This window comes from Nocardia sp. NBC_00508, assembly GCF_036346875.1.
Lineage (GTDB): Bacteria > Actinomycetota > Actinomycetes > Mycobacteriales > Mycobacteriaceae > Nocardia.
In genome coordinates this window covers 4,165,774-4,186,713 of sequence record NZ_CP107852.1, presented here as the reverse complement: position 1 = coordinate 4,186,713, position 20,940 = coordinate 4,165,774, and the positions used below count along the sequence as shown (strand labels likewise).

Below are 20,940 nucleotides of genomic sequence, written 5' to 3'. Positions count from 1 at the left end.
CATCGAGGCCGATCTATCGACGACTCGAGACGGGTAGAGGATGGACGGGTATTCCGCACTCATCGCGGCGGCTCCTGTATCGCGGGTTCGATCGACGGGAACGGCGTGAGGTAGCTCTGCAGATCGTTCGGCAGGTGCTGCGGCCACACCAGCGCGTCCACCAGCGGCTGGAGCGTCTTGCTCGCGGCGTTGACCACATACGCCTGGAAATACGGGCCGCTGCCGACCTGCTCGCCGAGCGCGGCGGCGAACGGGCCGAGCCCCTCCAGCGCATCGGCGATGTTCTGCTTGTTCCGCTGCAACAGGGCCAGCACCGAATTCAGCTTGTCCAGTGCCGGTTTCAGTTGTGCCTCGTTGTCGGCGACCAGGCCGGACAGTTGCTGGGCGAGTCCGTTGACATAGACGATCAGCTGCCCCAGCGCGGTGCGCCGCCGGTCCAGCTCACCGAGCAACTCGTTGCCGTCCAGCAGGAGCGCGTTGATCTGGTTGCCCCGGTCGGCGAGGATCCTCGTCACGTTCTGTGCCCGCTTCAACAGATCCGACAGTGCCTGGTCGCGCGCGTTGATGCTGCGCGAGAGCGCGGTCACCCCGTCGAGTGCCGAGCGCAACGGCGCCGGCGTGTCGGCGAACGTCGTCGAAAGCGCGTCGAGGGTCTGGTCGACCTGGTCCAGATCCAAGCCGTGCACCGTGCCCGCCAGCTCGCTCAGTGCCTCGTTGAGCGAATACGGCGAGGTGGTGCGGTCCAGCGGAATGGTGTCGTCGGCACGCAGCGCGCCCGGACCGGACGGCGTCACCTCGAGCGACTTGCGCCCGAGCACGGTATTGGTCTTGATCGCCGCCGAGGTCTTCTCACCCAGCACGATCGACTCGGCCAGGGTGAATCGGACGAGTACCTTGGCGCCGTCCAGGCTGACTTTTTCGACCCGTCCGGAGCGTACGCCCGCGACTTGAACCGAGTCGCCGGGCAGCAAGCCGCCCGCGTCGGCGAAGTAGGCGGTGAATGTAGCGCCGGAGCGGATGAACGGGAGCCGGTCGAATTGCAGTGCCGACAGCGCCACCGCCACCGCGAGCACGAGGCCGACGATGCCGATGGTGGTGGCGGAAGATCGCTGCTGGTTCATCGCTCGTCCGCACACCTTCCGGTCGTCTGTGCACCAGGCATGTTGATCTTCATCGTCTGTCCGTTCGGGCCGTCCACCAGGAAGTTCGTCTGGCAGACGTAGAGCTGGAGGAAGGAGCCGTAGGAACCGATCCGGATCAACTGGCGATAGGTCGTCGGCAGCCGTTCCAGCACCCACTGGACGGTGTCGGACCCGGCGTCGAGGTTGGTGGCCAGGCGTCCGGTCTGCTCGATGGTGCCCTGCAGGTCGGGACGGGCCTGGGCGAGCAGGTCGGTCAGGTCGCCGGTGGCGCCCGCGATGCGCGGGATGGCGTCGCCGATCTGGTCCCGGTCGGCGGCCAATCCGCTGACCAGACGCTGCAATTCGGCGATGGTCGTGGCGAACTGGTCACCGCGCTCATCGATCGTCCGCAAGACGGTGTTCAGGTTGTCGATCACGCTGCCGATCAGCGCGTCCCGATCCGCCAGCGTCTTGGCGAACGAACCGCCGCTGTTGAGCAGCGACACCAGGGTGCCGCCCTGGCCCTGGAAGACCTGCAACAGCGCGTTGGTCAGGTCGTTCACCTGTCCGGGGTCCAAGCCGCGCAGCAGCGGCCGGAACCCGCCCAGCAGCATGTCCAGATCAAGTGCGGGCGCGGTCTGTTCCTTCTGGATGGTGCCGCCCGGTTGCAGCACCCGATTCGAGCCCGGCCCCTCGGCCAGCTCGAGATAGCGGTCACCGACCAGGTTCTCGTACTTGATCGCCGCGCGCGTGCTGGTGAGCAGCCGGTATTTGCGGTCGACGTCGAACTCGACATGCGCCAGATAGTCCTTGCCGACCTTCACCGAGGCGACCGATCCGACCGGCACGCCTGCGATGCGCACCTTCGCACCGGGCAGTATGCCGGAGGAACTGGTGAACACGGCGTGATAGCCGTTCTCCCGCGCGAAGCGAACCTGGCTGAACACGACCGCGAGTCCGGCGAAGACCAGCGTCATCACCAGGGTGAAGATGGCCAATTTTATGGTCGTCGCGGTGTTTTTCACGGTCGCGGCACCCCCGGCAGTCCGGCGAACAGGATCTGGAAGATCTTCGGTGGATTCACCGTCAGCATCATCGACGGCGCGTACACGAGACCTTCCGAGGTATCGGTGACGACATAGTCCGCGTGGCTGCCCGGCACCCGGTCCAGTAGACCTGCACAACGCGGGCCGCCGGTCGCGTTGACCTTGGGCAGGTCCTCCGGATAGGTGTAGGGCTTGGCGCCGTACATGAAGCCGGTGTTCAGCGCGACGCCTTCTTGCAGGCCGCCGAAGACCGCCTCGCCCATCGGGAGCGCCTTGCCCAGGCCGCCGATCAGGCAGTACAGCGCGGGCGCGTACTCCTCGAGCAGCCCGGTGGTCGGACGCAGCAGATCGAGCGCCGTGACGAGCTGGCTCTCGTTGTCGCGCAGGACCGAACCGGTGGTGTCGGCCAGTCCGATGAGGTTCACCAGCACGTTGTCGAGATTGTTCTGCTCCTCGACCAACGTGTGGCTGGTGACCGTCGCGTTGTCCACCGTGCGCAGCAGGTCGTTCACCGTGTCCGCGTACAGGTTGGTCACGTCGCTGGTCTTCGCCAGATCCTGTTGCAGCGTCGGCAGATACGGGTTGATGTCACGCAGGTAGGCGTCACTCTGCGCGAGCAAGTCGCCCAGCTTCTGCCCCCGGCCCTGCAATGCGGTGCCGAGCGCGGACAGCGTCGCGTTCAGCTTCTCCGGCTCGATCTTGGCGAGTACGTCGGACAGATGCTGGAACAGCGTGTTGAATTCGACGGTCACCCGCTGCGCGGTGACGGTCGCGCCCGCGCTCAGCGGGGTGGCCGAAGGCCGTTCGGGGACAATGAAGTTGACGTATTTCGCGCCGAACACCGTGGTGGACCTGATGTCGACCTCCGCGTTGGACGGCACCAGCTTCAGCAATTCCGGATCGAGGGCCAGTTTCAGCGTGGCGCCCTCGGCGGTGTTGTCGACGGACGCGACACGGCCGATCTCGACACCGCGGATCTTCACCTTGGCATCCGGGTCGAGGACCAAGCCGCTGCGCGGCGCGTCCACCATCACGGTGGCCGTGGGGGTGAACCCGCCGACGAACATGATCAACGAGACCGCCACGATCGCGACCAGCGCGAGCACCATCGCGGCCCCCGCGAGTTTCAGCCCGAGCCCGCCGCGCATCGCCCGCAGGAAGTGGCTTTCCGTTTGCTTCGATTCCGCCATTTCGCTTATCCGGAGAGATGGAAGTTGCCGGAGGTGCCGTAGATGGCCAGCGAGATCAGCAGGGTCACCGTGACCACCGCGACCAGCGAGGCCCGCACCGCGTTGCCTACCGCGACACCGACGCCGACCGGCCCGCCCGCGGCGTTGTAGCCGTAGTAGGTGTGGATCAACATGACCGCCAAGGCCATGAAGATCGCCTGGGCGAATGACCAGAGAATGTCGCTGGGGATGAGAAAGGTCGAGAAGTAATGGTCGTAGACGCCCGCTGACTGCCCGTAGATCACCACCGTGGCGAACCGGCTCGCCAGGAACGAGGCGATCACCGCGAGCGCGTAGAGCGGGACGATCGCGATCATCCCGGCCAACACACGAGTGCCGACCAGGTACGGCACCGGCCGGATCGCCATCGACTCCAGCGCGTCGATCTCCTCGGCCACCCGCATCGCGCCCAGCTGCGCGGTGGAGCCTGCCCCGATGGTGGCGGCCAGACCGATGCCGGAGATTACCGGCGCCGCGATGCGGACATTGATGAACGCCGCGAAGAAACCGGTGAGCGCCTCGACGCCGATGTTGCCCAGTGAGCTGTAGCCCTGCACCGCGATGGTGCCGCCCGCGAACAGCGTGAGGAATCCGACGATCACCACCGTGCCGCCGATGACCGCCAAAGCGCCTGTGCCCATGCTGATTTCGGCAATAAGGCGGACCGTCTCGGTGCGGTAGTGCACCAGCGCCCGCGGAATGGAGCCCAGCGCTCGGCCGTAGAACACGGCGTGCTTGCCCACCGAATCGAGCGAGTCCGACATCCGGCGCACACGCCGAATGGTCCGGGGGAAGCGGGATTGGATTACGAAGGCCATCGGGTCACCGCGCCGTGAACTTGATGCCGACGGCAGTGACCACCACGTTCACGACGAACAGGGCCATGAAGGCGAAGACTACGGTCTGATTCACCGCATCACCGACACTCTTGGGTCCACCTTTGACATTCAGGCCCAGATAGCAGGCGACCAGCCCGGCGATCAGCCCGAACAACCCGGCTTTCACCTCGGAAATGATCAGCTCGGGCAGATGGGTGAGCAGCGTGATGCCATTGACGAATGCACCGGGATTCACATCCTGCAGATACACCGAGAACAGAAACCCGCCGACGATGCCGATCGTGCACACCAGGCTGTTGAGCATCAGCGCCACGAACATCGACGCGAGCACGCGCGGCACCACCAAGCGGTGCACCGGGTTGATGCCGAGCACCCGCATGGCGTCGATTTCCTCACGGATGGTGCGCGCGCCGAGATCGGCGCAGATCGCGGTGGCGCCTGCTCCTGCGACGATGAGCACGGTGACGATCGGCCCCACCTGAGTAACGGAGCCGAATGCCGCGCCCGCGCCGCTGAGATCGGCTGCACCGATCTCGCGCAACAGAATGTTCAGCGTGAAGCTCACCAGAACGGTGAACGGAATCGCCACCAACAATGTCGGGACGATCGATACTCGCGCGATGAACCAGGATTGGTCGATGAACTCACGCCATTGAAAGGGTCGGCGCACGCTGGAACGTGCGACGTCGGCGATGAGTTCGAAGAATCCACCAACGGCCCGCAACGGCACGGCAAGGACCTCGTTCATCCGCGATCCTCCTTGCTCAACCGACGTACACGGCGCACGGCGCGAATCTCAACCGTGGCCGCACCGCCGGAACGATTAGAACATGTTCACCGTGTTGCCGGAAGCATTTTTCACACTTTTGACGTGCATTTTCTCGAAAGATCGACATATTAAATTGACACCGGTTTCACCCGGGAATGATCCCACCTCTGTGAAGCGTGACATACCCAGTCCCCATGTCTACCAAGCGCCGATCCCCCGATCAACAGTTGGACAGCTGATCAGTAGCGCACCCGCGGCAAGCCGCCGCTCAGCCCAGATCGATCAGGGCGGAGGCCGAGAAGGTCCGCTCCGCCGGGCGATCGGCGAAGTAGCCGCCCAGCATGTCTGCCAGATCCCGCCCCGACCATTGCCCATCGGCGGCGTCGAACCGGCGTTCGACTACCGGAGCCGCCATGAGCGCCACCATCCCCCCGTAGACGACGAACAACTGCCCGTTGACCGCATCGGCCGCGGGCGAGGCGAGGTAGGCCACCAGCCGCGCCACGTGATCCGGCGACAGCGGATCGACACCCCCCTCCGGGGCGGGGCTGAACACCGCCTCGGTCATCGCGGTTCGAGCACGCGGCGCGATCGCGTTGGCGCGCACGCCGTAGCGCGACAGCGCTCGCGCGGCCGAAAGGGTCAACGCGGTGATGCCCGCCTTCGCGGCACCGTAGTTGGCCTGCCCCTCCGGGCCGAGCAAGCCCGCCTCCGAGGAGGTGTTGACCAACCTGCCGTACACCGGGGCGCCCGTCTGCTTGGACTTTCCTCGCCAGTATGCGGCGGCGTTGCGCGACAACAGGAAATGGCCGCGCAGATGCACCGCGACGACCGCGTCGAAGTCCTCGTCGGACATGTTGAACAGCATGCGGTCGCGGGTGATACCCGCGTTGTTGACGACGATGTCGACCGACCCGAAGGATTCCTCGGCGGTGCGGATCAGCGCGTCGGCGGTGGCCCGCTCCGCGATGCTGCCCGCGACGAACTCGGCCTTGGCACCCAAGGCGCGGATTTCGGCGAGCGTGTCGGCGACCGCGTCCGAGTCCGCGATGTCGTTGACCACCACGGAGGCGCCGGCCCCGGCCAGCGCGAGCGCTTCGGCCCGCCCAAGTCCGGCGCCGCCGCCGGTCACGATCGCCACTCGGCCCGCAAGGCTCAGATCATTGCTCACGCGGCCGACTCTAGAACGTGTTCCAACTTACGGCAAGGGTCGTTCACTGCAGCCGCAACGCGGCCTTGGGGCACTGCGCGACTGCGTCCTCGACGTCGGCGAGCCGATCGGCGGGTACCTCGGCGTTCGCGATGTGCAGCACGTCCTCGTCATCGAGTTCGAACACGTCGGGGGCGATTCCGACGCAGATTCCATTCGCTTCGCATTGGTCGAGATCGACACTGATCTTCATGGCAACTCCTTTACCACAGCTCCAGCAGAAGCCTAACAAGCCGATCGGCCCGGTCGAAGCGCCATCGGGGATTCGGTATCAATACTGGAACATGTTTCAGTCCATATGCAATGATCGGGAGAACCCGATCCAACGAAGGCTCGGTCCAACCCACCCCGCCGACTCCGCAAGCTCCGTCGGCTGACCACCCCCAAGTCCAACCCACCCCGCCGACTCCGCAAGCTCCGTCGGCTGACCATCCCCCAAGAGGTATTGCCATGCGCATTGCGTACACGCCGCAACAGGAGCAGCTGCGCGCGGAGCTGCGCGACTACTTCGCGCGGCTCATCACCCCCGAGCGCAAGGAGGCGCTCAGCGCGCAGACCGGTGAGTACGGGCAGGGCAACGTCTACCGCGAAGTCGTCCAGCAGATGGGCCACGACGGCTGGCTGGCACTGGGCTGGCCCAAGGAGTACGGCGGCCAGGACCGCCCGACCATGGACCAGCTGATCTTCACCGACGAGGCCGCGATCGCGGGCGCGCCGGTGCCCTTCCTGACCATCAACTCGGTCGCGCCGACGATCATGCACTACGGCAGCGAGGAGCAGAAGAAGTTCTTCCTGCCCAAGATCGCGGCGGGCGAACTCCACTTCTCCATCGGCTACTCCGAGCCGGGCGCGGGCACCGACCTGGCCAGCCTGCGCACCACCGCGGTGCGCGACGGCGACGACTACGTGATCAACGGCCAGAAGATGTGGACCAGCCTGATCGCCTACGCCGACTACGTCTGGCTCGCCGTGCGCACCGACCCGACAGCCAAGAAGCACAAGGGCATCAGCATGCTCATCGTGCCGACCACCGCCGAGGGCTTCTCCTGGACCTCGGTGCACACGATGGCGGGACCGGACACCAGCGCGACGTACTACCAAGACGTCCGGGTGCCCGCGAGCGCGCTGGTCGGTCAGGAGAACGGCGGCTGGGCACTGATCACCAACCAGCTCAACCACGAGCGCGTGGCGCTGACTTCCGCCGGGCCATTGGGGCTGGCGCTGCGCCAGACCGTCGAGTGGGCGAGCAACACCAAGGCCAGTGACGGCTCCCGGGTGATCGACCGGGAGTGGGTGCAGCTCAACCTGGCCAGGGTGCACGCCAAGGTCGAATACCTCAAGCTGCTGAACTGGGAGATCGCCAGCCGGGCCGACGCGGGCGGTGACGCGGCTCCGCGGCCGTGGGACGCCTCGACCTGCAAGGTGTACGGCACCGAGCTCGCCACCGAGGCCTACCGGCTGCTCATGGAGGTGCTCGGTCCGCAGGCGTACCTGCGCCAGGACTCCCCCGGCGCCGAACTGCGCGGACGACTGGAGCGAATGCATCGCGCCGCCCTCATCCTGACCTTCGGCGGCGGCACCAACGAGGTGCAGCGCGACATCATCGCGATGACCGCCCTCAAGCAGCCTGCCGCGGCGCGCTGATCGAAAGCAGGAAGACCACCATGGATTTCACCCCTACCGAAGCCCAACTCGATCTCGCCCGGCTCACCGGCGAGGTGTGCGGCAAACTGGTCACCGCTGACCGATTGCGCGAACTCGACACCGCGGACGAGCGATTCGACCAGCCGCTGTGGAGTTCACTGGCCGAGACCGGCGTGCTCGCGGCGGCGCTGCCCGAGTCGGTCGGCGGCAGCGACCTCGGCCCACTCGAGCAGACCGCCATCCTGCGCGAGCTGGGCAAGCACGTCGCGGCCGTGCCGTATCTGTGGTCCATCGCCCTCGGCGCGGGCGCGCTGGCCCGCTTCGGCGATGCGGCGCAACAGGATCTGGCCACCCAGGCCGGAGCGGGTCGGGTCAACCTCACCGTGGCGCTGGCGGAGGAGCGCAACTGGGAACCCGCCACGCCGACCACCACCGCGATCGAGACCGACGAAGGCTGGCGGCTCACCGGCGCCAAAACGACCGTGCCCTACGCGAACCGCGCCGAGCGAATCCTCGTTCCCGCCACGGTATCCGGCACCACCGCGGTCTTCCTGGTCGACCCGGCGGCGGCTGCGGTGACGGCGCAGCAGGTCGTCGACCGCAGCCCGGAGTTCGCGGTCGAACTCACCGATACGCCCGGCGAATTGATCGGCACCGTCGAGGGCGGTGCGGAGATCCTCGACTGGATCCTCACCCGCGCCTGGCTGGGGCTGAGCGCCATGCAGCTGGGCACCCTGGAACGAGCGCTCGACCTGGTCGCCGAATACGCGAGGGAGCGAGAACAGTTCGGCAAAGCGGTCGGCAGTTTCCAAGCCGTAGCCCAGCGTCTCGCCGACGGATACATCGACGTCCAAGGCCTGCGCCTGGCGGTCACGCAGGCCGCATGGCTGCTGTCGGAGGACCTGCCCGCGGCCGAGGCCGTGCACACCGCCAAGTTCTGGGCCGCCGACGCGGGCCACCGCGTCGCGCACACCGTCGTCCACATACACGGCGGCGTCGGCATCGACCGCGACCACATCGCGCACAACTACTTCACCGCCGCCAAACACAACGAGTTCGCCCTCGGCACGGGCACCGACCACCTGCGCGCCCTCGGCGCCATGCTGGCCGGTACCCCCGCCTGAAGGGAATACCACCGAGTCCGCCCGCCGCCATGACGGGCCGACTACCGTGCCGAGTTCGCCGATTAGACCCATATACTGAACTACTTCAGAAGTGGAGTAAAGTAGGCGTATGACCGCAAAGAGCTTCCCGTTCAGCGACTTGATTCGCAAGCAAACATCGGTGTTTCCCGCTTTGGCCGATGCCGACGTCATACTGGAGCGCCGCGACGCCGAGAATCTGGTGCTGTCTCGTTCCGAACGCTTCGAGGCCAAGGAGACGGCATTGCGCCTGCTCGCCCGAACCATCGCCATCATCGCCAAATCGAACCGCAGCCTGGCGGAGGAAGTCTTCGAGGAAGAACTGCCCTGGCTGAAATGGCTACCGGACACCGGTCGCGCCGAGGCGGCCGCTGAACTGCTGGATCAGTTGATTGCCGGAGCCGATACCGGACTGTTCACCCCGTTCGCCCGGGATCTCGTCGCCTGGCAGCACACAGCCGAGATATACGCCCAGCCGGAATTGGCACATCGACTGGCCGGACCGTTCGACCCGTCGGACTTCAGCGAGGTATCCCGTCCGGGACGTGCGGAATGAAACTCCACAGAGGCGATGAGGTTCCGCGCCCAAATCCCTGGCGAGTTGTGGTGCACAATCTGAACGCGGCGCGAGGATGGGCCGAGCTGCTCGCCCAAGCACCCGGCAACCTCGATCGAGCCTGGGTCGATATCACCAGCGACCCGCGAAGCGCCGCGAATCCTTCGCGGCAGCATCGACTGAAGTACGACCTCGGGTCGGTGAAGCTCGGCGGTGCGGAGTTGGAGCAATGGCAATATGAGATCACCGGTGGCGGCCGGATCTGGTACGCGATCGACGACGCCAACCGGATTCTGTACCTGCCCCTCGCCGGGACCGGGCATCCGAGGCAGACCGATCGTCGACGCTGACTCCAGGGGTGTCATGCCGGATGCCGCGGTCGGGCCGCTGCGAGGGCGCGGGGCCCGACCGGTCGCCGGGGGTCTACTTCGAATTCGCCTCGAGGTGGTCGTCCGCGGGACGGGCCTGGGTTTGCTCCTTGGCCCAGCGGTAGTCGGGCTTGCCCGCCGGGGAGCGCTTGATCTCGTCGACGAACCAGACGCTGCGGGGCTGTTTGTACGGGGCGATTTCCTGGGTGAGCATCGGCCGCAGTTCCTCGAGGGTCGGCCGGTTTCCGCCGCGACATTGCACGACCGCGACCACCCGTTGGCCCCAGCGTTCGTCCTCGATGCCGACCACCAGCGCATCGAAGATCTCCGGGTGCGTCTTGAGCGCGCCCTCGACCTCCTCGGGGTAGATCTTCTCGCCGCCGCTGTTGATGCTGACCGAGCCACGGCCGAGCATCGTGACCGTGCCGTCCTCCTCGACCCTGGCGAAGTCGCCGGGGATGGCGTAGCGAATCCCGTTGAACTCCTTGAATGTCGCCGCGCTCTTGGCTTCGTCCTTGTAGTAGCCGAGCGGGATGTGCCCGCGCCGCGCCAGGATGCCGACCTGCCCGGAGCCGGGCTGCACCGGGTTTCCGTCCTCGTCGAGCACCTCGGTGGAGGCGTCGATCTTCACCCGCGGGCCTCCGGTGTGCGTCGCGCCCTTGGCCACGATGGACAGCCCGCCGAAACCGGTCTCGGAGGATCCGATCGAGTCGGAGATCATCCGGTTCGGCAGCAGCTCGAGGAACTGGTCCTTGAGGGCGGGTGAGAACAGCGCCGCACTGCTGGCCATCACGTACAGGCTCGAAAGGTCGTAGGGCTGACCGGTTTCCGGGTTGCCTTCGATCAGCGCGTCCAGCATCGGGCGCGCCATCGCGTCGCCGGTGATGAAGATCAGGTTGATCTTGTGCTTGTCGATCGCCTGCCACACCCCGTGCCCCGAGAACTCCGGGATCATCACAACCTTGCCCCCGCCGAACAGGCTGTGGAACGTCGCCCACTGCGCGCCGCCGTGGATCATCGGCGGAATCGGCCACCGCACCATGGGCGGACTGCCCGCCCCGACCTTGGCCAATTCCCATTCGTCCTGGACGTATTCGCCGGTGACGAAGTTGATGCCGGCACCGAGCACACGCCACACGTCCTCCTGGCGCCACATCACGCCTTTGGGCATGCCGGTGGTACCGCCGGTGTAGAGCATGTACAGGTCGTCCGGGGATCGCTCGCCGAAGTCGCGCTCACCCGAGGCACCCGCGAGCGCCGCCTCGTATTCCACCGAATCCGCTGCGGTCGCCACCGTGCCGGTCGTATCGTCGTCCACGACGATGACGGTGCGCAGCATCGGGGTGTTCGCACGAACCGCGGCGACCTTGTCGCTGTAGCGACGCTCGTGGATCAGCGCGACCATGTCCGAGTTGTCGAAGATGTATTGCAACTCGTTCTCGACATATCGGAAGTTCACGTTGATCATCACGGCCCGCGCCTTGAAGATCGCGACCATGGCCTCGACGGCCTCGATCGTGTTGCGTGAGTAGATGCCCACCTTTTCGCCCGGCTGGACTCCCTGTTCTTGCAGGTAGTGAGCGAGTTTGTTGGCCCGCTCCTCCAACTGGGCGTAGGTGACCTCGCGGCCGTCGTCGGCCAGCGCGACGCGGTCGGGCATCAGGTCGATGGCGTGTTCGACAAGGTCCGCTATGTTGTGGCTCACAGCCATAAAAATAGAACGTGTTACTGTTTCTGACAAGGCTCTAGTCAGGAGAATCAGCAATGCCGCACTGCCTCGTCGAGAAGCGCGACCATGTCCTCATCGTCACCATGAACCGGCCCGAGGCGCGCAACGCGCTGTCGGCGGAGATGATGGCGATCATGCGTGACGCCTGGGACCAGGTGGACAACGATCCGGACATCCGGGTGGCGATCCTGACCGGCGCAGGCGGCGCGTTCTGTGCGGGCGCCGATCTCAAGGCGATGACCGCCCAGCACCCCGGCGACTCGTTCGCGGGCGGCGGCTGGGATCTGTCCAAGATCGAGGCGCTGCTCAAGGGCCGCAGGCTCACCAAGCCGCTGATCGCGGCGGTCGAGGGCCCTGCCATCGCGGGCGGCACCGAGATCCTGCAGGGCACCGATATCCGCGTGGCCGGCGAGAGCGCGAAATTCGGTGTGTCCGAAGCGCGTTGGGGCCTGTTCCCGCTGGGCGGCTCGGCGGTGCGGCTGGTCCGCCAGATCCCCTACACCGTCGCCGCGGACATCCTGCTCACCGGTCGGCACGTCACCGCGGCGGAAGCCAAGGAGATCGGCCTGATCGGGCACGTGGTGCCGGACGGAACGGCACTGGACAAGGCACTGGACCTCGCCGGGCAGATCGCCGCGAACGGCCCCCTCGCGGTGCAGGCCATCCTGCGGACCATCCGGGAGACCGAGGCCATGCCGGAGGAAGACGCGTTCCAGATCGACGCCAAGCTCGGCATGGCGGTGTTCCGCTCGGCCGACGCCAAGGAAGGCCCGAAGGCGTTCGCCCAGAAGCGCACGCCGACCTTCACCGGCAGCTGAGCCCCTGCCGACCTGACAGCTCAGGCCCGGTCCAGCACCGCACGCAGGAATTCCCGCGTGCGGTCGTGATCGGGGTCGGTGAAGATCTTCTCCGGATCGCCGTCCTCGATCACCCGGCCGGAGTCGAACATCATCACCCGATCGGAAACGTCACGCGCGAACTGCATTTCGTGCGTAACACACAAGAACGTGATGTCAGTGGTCACGGCGATGTCCTTCAGCAGATGCAATACACCGGCCACCAACTCGGGATCCAGCGCCGATGTCACCTCGTCCAGCAGCAGCACCTCGGGTTCCATGGCGAGCGCCCGGGCGATGGCCACCCGCTGCTGCTGCCCGCCCGACAGCTGAGTCGGCCGAGCAGTCGTCTTGTCGGAGAGACCGACCAGCTCGAGCAGCTCCACCGCCCGCGCCTCCGCCGCCCCCTTCGGTTTGCCGAGACTGCGGATCGGGCCTTCAGTGACGTTGCGCAGCACATTCATGTTCGGGAACAGATTGAACTGCTGGAATACCATGCCGATCTTCTTGCGCGCCCGGCGCAGATGCGCCTCGTCCGCGGGCACCAGCCGGGCGCCCTTGTGCATGTGGCTGAGGTACTCCCCGGCGACCTCGATGGTGCCTTTCGACACCCGCTCCAGCGTCATCAGCAGGCGCAGGATCGTTGTCTTGCCGGAACCGGACGGACCGATCAAGGTCACGAACTCGCCCGGCGACACCGCGAAGTTCAGCTCGCTCAGGCACATCACTTCGCCGAAGTACTTCTCCACATCGGTGAACCGGATCATCGCATCCGCGGAACCGGGCGGCTCCGGCGCGGCACGCTCGGTGGCGGTGGGCTGGGATTCAGACTGTTCCGACACGTCGCTCCAATTTCCGAACCAAGATCGAGCACGGATAGCTCAACGCCAAGAAGGTCAAGCCCGCGGCGAACCACGCCTCGGGGCCGGCGCCACCGGTGTCGGCCGCGTAGGCGGTCTTGACCTGATAAACCATGTCCAGGATGACGATCGAGGACAGCAGCGGCACTTCCTTGAACATAGCGATGGTGTAGTTGCCGAGTGCGGGCAATACCCGCGGCACCGCCTGCGGGAGGATCACGCCGGTCCAAGCCCTGGCGCGCGGCAGGCTCAGCGCCGTTGCCGCGTCCCACTGACCCCGCGGAACAGCGTCGATCCCGGCCCGGAAGACCTCCGAGGTATAGCAGGCGTAGTGCACACCGAGCGCTGTCACACCCACGATCAGCCGCTGCGTTTCGATGGTGAACCCGCCGAGCAGGTCCGGGCGAACTATCCAGTACAGGACGAAGATCTGCACCAGCAGCGGTGTGCTGCGCACCAATTCGATGAACGCCCAGAGCAACTGGTCCACCACTGGTATCTGCAGTTGCCGGATCACCGCGAAGGCCAAGCCGAGCAGATAGGCAACCAGTGAGCCGAGCAGCGTGAACTGGATGGTGACCTGCAACCCGTCCCAGATGTAGGGGAAGGCTTCGAAGAACCGATCCCAGCGCCATTTCGACATCAGGAACTCACCCCCATGGTCATTCGGCGGGCGCGGTGCACCGGCGGCCGGCCGACCCGCCGCGCCGCCAGGCGCTCCAGCACCCGCATGATCACCGTGACAGCGATGGCGAACAGCAGGTAGAAGACCAGCTCGAGAGCGTAGATCAGGCCGAGCTCACGGGCGAACGCCGGCACGGCCCGCAGTTCGTCGGCCTTCTTGAATATCTCCGGCGTGGCAATGAAACTCAGCAGCGCCGTGCTCTTCACCAACTGTATGAACAGATTGTTGAACGAGGGCAGCATCTCGACCACAGCCTGTGGCAGAACTACCCGCCACATGCGCTGCAGCGGACTTAGATTCAGTGCTATCGCACCGTCTAGTTGTGTAGTTGACACGGATTGAATCGCGCCGCGGACAATCTCCGCACCATACGCGCCGTGATTGAGCCCGAGCACGATAACGCCGATGAGCAGCAGACCCTCCGCCGTCGCACCGAGTGAGACGCCGAAGAAGATCGGGACCGCCACCGCGAAGAAGAACAGCTGCACGACCTCGGAGCTGCCGCGGAACCCCTCGACATAAACCCTGGTGACGAAACGGACGGGCCGGGATCGCGACAGCATCGCGATCCCCGCCACAAACGACAGCGCCACCGTGAGCGCGATTCCACCCACCGCGGCCCACAGCGTGAACGGAAGTCCCTCGAGTATGCGCTCGAAGTAGATATCGATGTTGTCGAACAAGACTCAGGCCGTGCAGTACTGCTCGGTGGTGCGAGACGGGTCCGGTTCGTTCGCGGCAGTCAGCCCGAACGGCTCGACCAGTTTCAGCCACTCACCGCTCTCGTGCAGCGCACGCAGCTCACGGTTGAAGTCCTCGCGGAACTGATCATCGTCCAGGCGGAAGTTGAACGTGCCCACGTCGGGCTTGGCACTGAACTGGAAAGAGGAGGTGACCTCCAAGTTGGCATCCGGGTTGTTCTTGACCAGCCACGACGCGGTGACATCCAGCATAGCGCCGCCGTATACATCGTTATTGCGCACCGCGCGCAGAATATCGTCCTGCTTGGCCATCGGTTCGATCAGATTCGATGGAACACCCGAGCTCTCGGCATATCCGTTCTCCACCGCACCACCCAAGGTCGCGATGCGCACGTTCGCTCTGGTGATGTCCTCGAACCGGGTGATATCGCGCGGGTTGCCCTTCGGCACCAGGAACGCGGAACCCACCCGATAGTCGGGAATCGCAAAATCCGAACTCTCGCAACGCTTCGGATTGATGAACATGCCTGCGGCGACGAACGCGTAGTTCTTCGCCCGCACCCCGTCGATGAGCCCGTCGAAGTCGGTGACCACGCCCTCGACCTCATTGATGCCCAACTTCTTCAGCACCGCGCGGGCGACGGTGGGTGCGTACCCGGTCAGTTCGCCTTTCTCGTCGAGGAAAGCCCATGGCGCCTCGTTGGCGAAGCCGACCTTGATCTTGCCCGAACTCTTTGCCTCCGCATAGGTGACCGCCGCGGCACCATCACCCCCCAACCCACATCCGGCCAACATGGCGACCGCCGCGGCCGATAACGCCACCGCTAGTGTGCGCCGCCACCGTCCGATACCAACCCTCATCCGAAACTCTCCCGTCCTGCATATCCCCACCTGCGGGACCATCGTCCCGCAGGTGGGCCCCCCTGCTCGTACCCGGGAAAGAGTAACCTAGATCACAGTCCGATAAACGTCTCGCGCCCAAATTGGCTGGTGGCGCGAGGGGCACCGGGCCGTGCGCCGATGTCAGTTGCTGCCCGGGTAGTCCATCCAGAACGGCTCCCACTGGTGCCCGTCCGGGTCGATGAACGTGCGGCCGTGCATGCCGACCTGCGCCTCCTGCGCGCGCTTGTCCTCGTTCACCTCTTCGGTCGCTCCCGCGGCGAGTGCGGCGGCGGTGAGGCTGTCGACCTCTGCGGCACTGCCGAGCGACAGCGCGTACGCGGCATTGATCGCCACCTTCGTGTCGGCCAGTGGCCGCTTGCTGAAGGTGGTGAAGAAATCCTTGGTGAGCAGCATCAGGCAGATGTTGTCGTCGACCACGATGCAGGCGGCGTTGTCGTCGGTGAACTCCTGGTTGACCTTCCAGCCCAGCGCTTCGTAGAAGGTCTTCGACCGGTTCAGGTCGTCGACGGGGAGATTGATGAAGATCATCTTGCTGCTCATGGGCGTCGTCCTTTCGAGCGCATCCGTTCGTGTCACTGGATATGACGGGCCATCGACGGTGAACTCATCGCCACAGAACAGGTGACACGTCCCACAAACCGAACAGGTTTAATGATCTTGATTGGTAGCGACCTCTCGAGTTCGAGGCCTGTTTTGTGTCGGTGGCCTGTGGCAGGGTGACACCCATGAACGACTCGCCCGGCTCCCCCGCGGGCCTCGCTCCCGATGTACTCGCCTCGTTCGAGGCCCATCGCAGAGAGCTGTGCGCGTACGCCTACCGCATGCTCGGCTCCTCCTTCGAAGCGGAGGACGCGGTGCAGGAGACCTTCACCCGCGCATGGAAGTCCTATGCGTCGTTCGAAGGTCGTGCCAGCCTCCGATCCTGGCTGTACAAGATCACCACGAACGTCTGCCTGGACATGCTCGACGGCCCGCAACGCCGGGCCCGGCCGATGGATCTGTCGGGCCCGTCGCGGCCGGATTCGCCGCTGCCCGCGCCGCAGCCCGATTACGTCTGGATCGAGCCCATCCCGAACGCGCTCGCCTTCGGCGCCGATCCGGCCGAGCACGCCAGCGCGAAGGACACGCTGCGCCTGGCCTTCGTCGCCGCCTGCCAGCACCTGCCCGCCACGCAGCGCGCCATCCTGATCATGCGCGAGGTACTGCGCTTCTCCGCCAACGAGACCGCCGAGGCGCTCACCATGTCACCCGCGTCGGTGAACAGCGCGCTGCAGCGGGCGCGGGCCACCATGTCCAAGGTTCAGCCGATGGCCACCCACACCTACGACGAGACCGACGAGGACCAGCGCAGACTGGTGGACAACTTCGTCAAGGCGTTCGAGGCCTATGACATGGACACACTCACCTCCCTGCTGAAAGCGGATGTGGCCCTGTCCATGCCGCCGATCGAACTGTGGATCTCCGGCCCGGAGAACGTGGCCGCTTTCATGCTCGGCAGCGGAAGCGCCTGCCGCGACTCGCGACTGGTCCGGTTGGAAGGCGCCAACGGCCTGCCCGCCTTCGGCCACTACAAGCCCGGCACCGAGCCGGGCGTATGGGTGCCATGGTCCATCACGGTGCTGGAACTCGACGGCGACACCATCGCCGGCCTGACCTTCTTCCTCGACACCGAAAAGCTGTTCCCGCTGTTCGGCCTCGCACCGGAACTCCGCGAGCCAGTCAGCTGACCAGCGCGCGCTGACCATGAGGACAGTGAAATGGCGGCCCGGATACTAGGTCTGAGCCGCCATTTCACTACCCGACTCCAACGCAACCAAGCCCCTGACCCAGCCCTCTCAAACGCAACCACAGCCGGTCGACCACGCTGGAAGTGGCACGTTCCCAACCCAACTGCGGGAGGTAGCCGGGTACGACACCCGACGCGCCCAGCACCGCCAAGGGAATACCGTGGTAGGTCGGGCATGACTCGAAGCCTTGGGCAGAGACATCTCTGGCCGTGCCCCCAGTCGAGCGCACCCTCCATGCGTTTACTGGGCAGTGCTGGGCACGCTGAGTGCCGTACCCGGCCTACCTCCCGCAGTCGAGTGCACAAGTGCGGTCCCAGCTCAGTCAACCGGCTGTGGTCACGTCACAGATCTCAGGGCATCGAGCCGAGTCGAATGGCGGTTGTCGTGGTGGCTGGAGCCGCCATTTCACTAACCCCGATTCCACACGCAACCACGCTCCTGACCCAGCCTCGCTAAACGCAACCACAGCCGGTCGACCACGCTGGAAGTGGCACGTTCCCAACCCAACTGCGGGAGGTAAGCCGGGTACGGCACCCGACGCGCCCAGCACCGCCAGAGGAAAACAATGGTAGGTGGGCACTACTCGAAGCCTCGGGCAGGGGAGTCTCGGGCGATGCCCCGTAGTTGAGCACCCTCCATGGGTGTACCGGAGCAGTGCTGGGCGCGCTGGGTGCCGTACCCTCCCGCAGTCGAGTGCGCACCCTCAGTCCCAGCGCAGTCAACCGGCTATGGTTGCGTCACGGATCTCAGGGCATCGAGCGGAGTCAAATGGCGGCTATCGCGGTGGATCGAGCCGCCATTTGACTCGGCTCGACTACTTCGCCGGGATATAGCGGTCGCGGAGTTTGCGCTTGTAGAGCTTGCCGTTGGGGTCGCGCGGCAGTTCGGGGAGGTAGTCGATCGACTTGGGCATCTTGTACTTCGCCAATTGGGTGGCGGCGAAGGCGAGCAGTTCGGCGGTGAGCTCGTCGTTGCCCTCGACGTCGTCGGCGGGCTGCACGACCGCCTTCACTTCCTGGCCCCAATCCGGGTGCGGGATACCGAAAACCGCGACGTCCGCGACCTTCGGGTGGGTGATCAACACGTTCTCGATCTCGGCCGGGTAGATGTTCACCCCGCCGGACAGGATCAGGTCCGAGCGCCGGTCGTGCAGGTAGAGGTAGCCGTCCTCGTCGAGATGGCCGATATCGCCGACGGTGAACAGGTCGCCGACGCGTGAGTCCTCGGTCTTGGCCTTGTCGTGGTGGTACTCGAAACTCGAAGCGCCCATGCGCATGTAGACCAGCCCGGGTGCGCCGACCGGGACCTCGGAGCCATCCTCTTCACTGAGCACCTTGATCACCGACCACGGCCACGCCTTGCCCACCGAGCCCGGCTTGCGCAGCCATTCGGCGCCGTTGATCACCGTCCCGCCGCCCTCGGTGGCCGCGTAGTACTCGGTGACCGTCGGTCCCCACCATTCGAGCATCTGCCGCTTGGTCTCCTGCGGGCAGGGCGCGGCGCCATGCACCATACTGCGCAGCGAGGACACGTCGTACTTGGCGCGCACCTCCTCCGGCAGCGCGAGCAGCCGGTGGAACTGAGTGGGCACCATGTGGCTGTGCGTCACCCGGTGTTTGTCGATCAGCCGCAGCATCTCTTCGGCGTCCCAGCGATCCATCAGAACGAGCTTGTGGCCCAACTGAATCGAGATGGTGGCGAAGTTCAGCACGGCCGTGTGATACAGCGGCGAGCCGCAGATGTGCACGTGATCGTCGTAGGGCGCGAGGTCGAAGAGGCCGAAGAAGGCGGCGGTGTGCGGCGGAACGACATCCGGGTCGGCGCCGGTGAGCGGGCGCCGAACTCCCTTGGGCCGTCCCGTGGTTCCCGACGTGTAGAGCATCGGAGCGCCCGTGCTGCGATCGGACGGACGACCGGTGTCCGCGGCACCGAGCCAGGCCACCGACTTGAAACCCTCGATCTCGCCCACCGCGAACCGTGCCGTCGCGGGAAGTCCGGCCTCATCGGCCGCGGCCTTCGCGGCGGCGGCGAAACGATCGCTGGCGATGAACGCCTTCGCCTCGCTGTCGCCCAGGATGTAGGCGACCTCGGGCCCGGTGAGATGCCAGTTCACCGCGACGATGTACAACCCGGACTGATAGGCCGCGAAATAGGCGGCGATCGCCTCGACACAGTTGTGCACCATGCTCACCAGCACGTCGCCGGTATTCAGGCCGAGCCCACGCAGGCCGGTGGCGTAACGATTGGCGAGCGTTGCCAATTCGCGATACGTCACCTCCCTGCCCGACGGATCGACCATCGCGATCCGATCCGGTTCGGCTTCGGCGATGTTCCACAGACCGAGAATGTTCTTTGACTCCTGCATGGGGGGATGGTGAGGAGGCGGAGCCGACGGGGCGGGTGAGGCAGTCACCCCATTGAATTTAGAACGTGTTCTACTTTTCGACAAGGGGTGCCAGCCGACGCAATTGCGCGATATCGGAAACCGACACCAGCATCATGGTGACGCCGGCGGCTTCCCACACCCCCAGTTGCTTACGGACGTGCTCCTCGTCGCCGATGATCGCGGTGTCCAGAATCAGCTCGTCTGGTACCGACGCCGCGGCCTCGGCCTTCTTGCCCGCCTGGAATAGCAGCCCGATCTCGTCGACCTCGCGGGCATAGCCCATCCGCCGATACACCTGGGCGTGGAAGTTCAACTCCGGCGCGCCCATGCCGCCGATGTAGAGCGCCATGATCCATCGCATCCGCTCCAGCTCGCTCGCCGGGTCATCGGTGATCACCACCTGGCAACTCGCGGCAATCTCGAAATCGTCCCTGCTGCGCCGCGCACCGGCCCGCGCGAAGCCCTCGTCGAGCCAGTCGTTGTACATCCCGGCCAGCCGGGGCGCGTAGTAGATGGCCAGCCAGCCGTCGGCGATCTCGGCGGTGAGCGCGACGTTCTTCGGCCCTTCCGCACCCAGCCAGATCGGCAGATCCGCGCGTAGCGGATGCACGATCGGCTTGAGCGGCTTGCCGAGCCCGAGCGAGCCCGGCCCGGTGTAGGGCAGCGGATAGTGCGGGCCGTCGTTGGTGACCGGCTCCTCGCGGGCCAGCACCTTGCGCACGATGCCGACGTACTCCCGGGTGCGCTGCAACGGCTTGGCGAACGGCTGTCCGTACCAGCCCTCCACTACCTGCGGCCCGGAAACGCCGAGCCCGAGAATCGCGCGGCCGCCGCTGAGGTGATCGAGGGTGAGGGCATGCATGGCGGTCGCGGCGGGAGTGCGCGCCGACATCTGCACCACCGAGGTGCCCAGGCGTACCCTCCGCGTCGAGGAGCCCCACCAGGTGAGCGGACCGAACGCGTCCGACCCCCAGGACTCGGCGGCGAACACGGCGGCGAACCCGGCGTCCTCGGCCGCCACCACCAGTTCCCCCGCGTTCGCGGGCGGCTGGGCCATCCAGTACCCGAGCTGCAATCCGAACTTCACGCCGGACCCCTTTCTGTGTTGTGTCGGCGGGCGCTCGATCGT

21 protein-coding genes are annotated in these 20,940 nt (G+C 65.7%); 6 read left to right on the top strand and 15 right to left on the bottom strand.

The window, feature by feature from the left end; translation table 11 throughout:
* Positions 1-59: 59 nt before the first annotated feature.
* The 7 genes from OHA40_RS18635 to OHA40_RS18605 form a co-directional block, all read right to left on the bottom strand.
* On the bottom strand, positions 60-1,121 hold the full coding sequence (locus OHA40_RS18635) for an MCE family protein (protein ID WP_330228202.1): 1,062 nt from the start codon (positions 1,119-1,121) through the stop codon (positions 60-62).
* Positions 1,118-2,098: an MCE family protein gene (locus OHA40_RS18630; protein WP_330234258.1), complete on the bottom strand. Its 981-nt coding sequence runs from the start codon at positions 2,096-2,098 to the stop codon at positions 1,118-1,120. Before OHA40_RS18630 ends, OHA40_RS18635 begins: the two co-directional genes overlap by 4 nt.
* A 44-nt stretch (positions 2,099-2,142) precedes the next feature.
* On the bottom strand, positions 2,143-3,315 hold the full coding sequence (locus OHA40_RS18625) for an MCE family protein (protein WP_330234257.1): 1,173 nt from the start codon (positions 3,313-3,315) through the stop codon (positions 2,143-2,145).
* Between the two features lie 47 nt (positions 3,316-3,362).
* A complete protein-coding gene (locus OHA40_RS18620) occupies positions 3,363-4,214 on the bottom strand; it encodes an MlaE family ABC transporter permease (protein WP_330228201.1) in 852 nt (283 codons plus the stop codon).
* Positions 4,215-4,218: 4 nt separating this feature from the next.
* Positions 4,219-4,983 carry an MlaE family ABC transporter permease gene (locus OHA40_RS18615; RefSeq protein WP_330228200.1) on the bottom strand — a complete coding sequence of 255 codons (765 nt, stop codon included), beginning with the start codon at positions 4,981-4,983 and terminating at the stop codon, positions 4,219-4,221.
* Positions 4,984-5,272: 289 nt separating this feature from the next.
* Positions 5,273-6,175 carry a 3-oxoacyl-ACP reductase gene (locus tag OHA40_RS18610; RefSeq protein WP_330228199.1) on the bottom strand — a complete coding sequence of 301 codons (903 nt, stop codon included), beginning with the start codon at positions 6,173-6,175 and terminating at the stop codon, positions 5,273-5,275.
* A 43-nt stretch (positions 6,176-6,218) separates the two neighbouring features.
* Positions 6,219-6,407: a ferredoxin gene (locus OHA40_RS18605; RefSeq protein WP_330228198.1), complete on the bottom strand. Its 189-nt coding sequence runs from the start codon at positions 6,405-6,407 to the stop codon at positions 6,219-6,221.
* Between the two features lie 257 nt (positions 6,408-6,664).
* Here OHA40_RS18605 and OHA40_RS18600 point away from each other — a divergent pair, with 257 nt between their 5' ends.
* The 4 genes from OHA40_RS18600 (at position 6,665) to OHA40_RS18585 (ending at position 9,906) form a co-directional block, all read left to right on the top strand.
* Positions 6,665-7,858 carry an acyl-CoA dehydrogenase family protein gene (locus tag OHA40_RS18600; RefSeq protein ID WP_330228197.1) on the top strand — a complete coding sequence of 398 codons (1,194 nt, stop codon included), beginning with the start codon at positions 6,665-6,667 and terminating at the stop codon, positions 7,856-7,858.
* Between the two features lie 20 nt (positions 7,859-7,878).
* Positions 7,879-8,982: an acyl-CoA dehydrogenase family protein gene (locus tag OHA40_RS18595; RefSeq protein ID WP_330228196.1), complete on the top strand. Its 1,104-nt coding sequence runs from the start codon at positions 7,879-7,881 to the stop codon at positions 8,980-8,982.
* 109 nt (positions 8,983-9,091) lie between these two features.
* Positions 9,092-9,556: a hypothetical protein gene (locus OHA40_RS18590; protein WP_330228195.1), complete on the top strand. Its 465-nt coding sequence runs from the start codon at positions 9,092-9,094 to the stop codon at positions 9,554-9,556.
* A 50-nt stretch (positions 9,557-9,606) separates the two neighbouring features.
* Entirely contained in the window at positions 9,607-9,906 is a 300-nt protein-coding gene (locus OHA40_RS18585) for a hypothetical protein (RefSeq protein ID WP_330228194.1), read from the top strand.
* Positions 9,907-9,979: 73 nt separating this feature from the next.
* On the opposite strand, the gene OHA40_RS18580 is transcribed toward OHA40_RS18585, so the two are convergent.
* Entirely contained in the window at positions 9,980-11,629 is a 1,650-nt protein-coding gene (locus OHA40_RS18580; protein WP_330234256.1) for an acyl-CoA synthetase, read from the bottom strand.
* Between the two features lie 59 nt (positions 11,630-11,688).
* Here OHA40_RS18580 and OHA40_RS18575 point away from each other — a divergent pair, with 59 nt between their 5' ends.
* A complete protein-coding gene (locus OHA40_RS18575) occupies positions 11,689-12,471 on the top strand; it encodes a crotonase/enoyl-CoA hydratase family protein (RefSeq protein ID WP_330228193.1) in 783 nt (260 codons plus the stop codon).
* A gap of 20 nt (positions 12,472-12,491) precedes the next feature.
* Here the strand turns inward: OHA40_RS18575 and ehuA are convergent, their stop codons facing one another.
* From ehuA to OHA40_RS18550, 5 genes are all read right to left on the bottom strand, one after another.
* Positions 12,492-13,256, bottom strand: a complete 765-nt coding sequence (ehuA, locus tag OHA40_RS18570) for an ectoine/hydroxyectoine ABC transporter ATP-binding protein EhuA (RefSeq protein ID WP_330234255.1) — start codon at positions 13,254-13,256, stop codon at positions 12,492-12,494.
* A gap of 58 nt (positions 13,257-13,314) precedes the next feature.
* Positions 13,315-13,992: an amino acid ABC transporter permease gene (locus OHA40_RS18565; RefSeq protein WP_330228192.1), complete on the bottom strand. Its 678-nt coding sequence runs from the start codon at positions 13,990-13,992 to the stop codon at positions 13,315-13,317.
* Entirely contained in the window at positions 13,992-14,717 is a 726-nt protein-coding gene (locus tag OHA40_RS18560; protein ID WP_330228191.1) for an amino acid ABC transporter permease, read from the bottom strand. Before OHA40_RS18560 ends, OHA40_RS18565 begins: the two co-directional genes overlap by 1 nt.
* A gap of 3 nt (positions 14,718-14,720) precedes the next feature.
* Positions 14,721-15,512 carry an ectoine/hydroxyectoine ABC transporter substrate-binding protein EhuB gene (ehuB, locus tag OHA40_RS18555; RefSeq protein ID WP_330228190.1) on the bottom strand — a complete coding sequence of 264 codons (792 nt, stop codon included), beginning with the start codon at positions 15,510-15,512 and terminating at the stop codon, positions 14,721-14,723.
* Positions 15,513-15,758: 246 nt separating this feature from the next.
* Positions 15,759-16,178 (bottom strand): VOC family protein, encoded by a 420-nt coding sequence (locus tag OHA40_RS18550; protein ID WP_330228189.1) that lies wholly within the window; start codon positions 16,176-16,178, stop codon positions 15,759-15,761.
* Between the two features lie 185 nt (positions 16,179-16,363).
* Here OHA40_RS18550 and OHA40_RS18545 point away from each other — a divergent pair, with 185 nt between their 5' ends.
* The gene (locus OHA40_RS18545; protein ID WP_330228188.1) at positions 16,364-17,365 is read left to right on the top strand and encodes a sigma-70 family RNA polymerase sigma factor; all 1,002 of its coding nucleotides are present in this window, start codon (positions 16,364-16,366) and stop codon (positions 17,363-17,365) included.
* 874 nt (positions 17,366-18,239) lie between these two features.
* Here OHA40_RS18545 and OHA40_RS18540 read toward each other — a convergent pair.
* Entirely contained in the window at positions 18,240-19,790 is a 1,551-nt protein-coding gene (locus tag OHA40_RS18540; protein WP_330228187.1) for an acyl-CoA synthetase, read from the bottom strand.
* Positions 19,791-19,860: 70 nt separating this feature from the next.
* Entirely contained in the window at positions 19,861-20,898 is a 1,038-nt protein-coding gene (locus OHA40_RS18535) for an LLM class F420-dependent oxidoreductase (protein ID WP_330228186.1), read from the bottom strand.
* Positions 20,899-20,940: the final 42 nt, after the last annotated feature.